1 protein-coding gene is annotated in these 1,699 nt (G+C 60.9%); it reads left to right on the top strand.

The features are described 5' to 3' along the window. Window positions 1-277 precede the first annotated feature (277 nt). Entirely contained in the window at window positions 278-1,669 is a 1,392-nt protein-coding gene (gene gabP / locus BLX41_RS06010; protein WP_123724156.1) for a GABA permease, read from the top strand. The last annotated feature ends 30 nt before the right edge of the window (window positions 1,670-1,699 follow it).

Raw genomic sequence — 1,699 nt, 5'->3', positions numbered from 1 at the left:
GCTTGCTAATTGTGCATCACGCACTTTGGGGGTGTGTTTCTGGTGCATCGTTTCGTCCTACAAAGTGAGTCACCCGGTAACGAAATGGCGAAATGCCAGTGTTCTCAATGACTTGGGATTTCCATCGGTCGGCTCGCCAACCCCTATTGCCCGGGACTCTGTAACATTTTGGCGCAATTCTTGCGTACGAAATAAAGAACGCCCTGTTGAATTCTTTTTACGAGAACGAATGCGGACCGGGTGGAGTTACTCTTTTTTCGTTGCAAAGGTGCTTTTCATGAGCGGTACGCAACTCTCCAATGACCTTGAGCAGGGGCTCAAACCACGGCATGTGACCATGCTGTCGATCGCCGGCGTTATCGGCGCGGGTCTCTTCGTCGGCTCCGGCCACGCCATCGCCGAGGCCGGTCCGGCCGTGCTGCTGGCTTACGCCGCCGCCGGTACCCTGGTGGTACTGGTGATGCGCATGCTGGCGGAAATGGCCGTCGCCTCGCCGGATACCGGGTCGTTCTCGACCTACGCCGATCGCGCCATTGGCCACTGGGCCGGTTTCACCATCGGTTGGCTGTACTGGTGGTTCTGGGTGCTGGTGATCCCGCTGGAAGCCAACGCCGCTGCAACCATCCTGCATGCCTGGTTCCCCAACGTGGCGATCTGGGTATTCACTCTGGTGATCACCCTGCTGCTGACCGCCACCAACCTGTTCAGCGTGAAGAACTATGGCGAATTCGAGTTCTGGTTTGCCCTGATCAAGGTCGTGGCCATCATCGGCTTCGTGATCCTCGGCCTGGCGGCCATTTGCGGCTTGCTGCCCAACAGCCAGGTCAGCGGCGTCTCGCATCTGGTGGACACCCAGGGCTTCATGCCCAACGGCATGGGCGCGGTGCTGGCGGCCATGCTGACCACCATGTTCTCCTTCATGGGCACCGAGATCGTCACCATCGCTGCGGCGGAATCCCACAACCCGGGCAAACAGATCTCCAAGGCCACCAACTCGGTGATCTGGCGGATCGGTCTGTTCTATCTGGTGTCGATCTTCATTGTCGTGGCCCTGGTGCCGTGGAACGACCCAAGCCTGGCCCAGGTCGGCTCCTACCAGACTGTGCTCGATCGCATGGGCATCCCCAACGCCAAGCTGATCGTTGACCTGGTGGTGCTGGTGGCGGTGACCAGTTGCCTGAACTCGGCGCTCTACACCGCCTCGCGCATGCTCTTCTCCCTGGGCAAGCGGGGCGATGCTCCAGCCGTCGCCAAGCGCACCAATGCCAGTGGCACGCCTTACTGGGCGGTGATCCTGTCCACTGCAGCCGCTTTCCTGGCGGTGTTCGCCAACTATGTAGCTCCGGCTGCGGTGTTCGAGTTCCTGCTGGCCAGTTCCGGCGCCATCGCCTTGCTGGTGTACCTGGTGATTGCCGTATCGCAACTGCGCATGCGCCAGAAGCGCATGGCCGCCGGCGAGAAGATCGCCTTCCGCATGTGGCTGTTCCCCGGCCTGACCTACGCGGTGATCGTGTTCATCGTCGCGATCCTGGGCATCATGCTGTTCCAGGAAGAGCATCGGGTGGAGATCCTCGCCACTGGCCTGCTGAGTGTCATCGTCATCGCTGCCGGCCTGTTGGTGGCCCGTCGGCGTAAGGCCGAGCGCGATGGTGCCCTGGCGCTGAACTGATGGCTTGATCCGCTGCTCGCCAAAAAGGCC

The sequence above is a fragment of the Pseudomonas protegens genome (genome assembly GCF_003732485.1).
Lineage (GTDB): Bacteria > Pseudomonadota > Gammaproteobacteria > Pseudomonadales > Pseudomonadaceae > Aquipseudomonas > Aquipseudomonas protegens_B.
This window is presented reverse-complemented; position numbering and strand designations above follow the sequence as displayed.

Excerpts from the sequence above, each read along its gene's own strand:
- gabP (WP_123724156.1), top strand. The coding sequence starts at position 278 with ATGAGCGGTACGCAACTCTCCAATGACCTTGAGCAGGGGCTCAAACCA.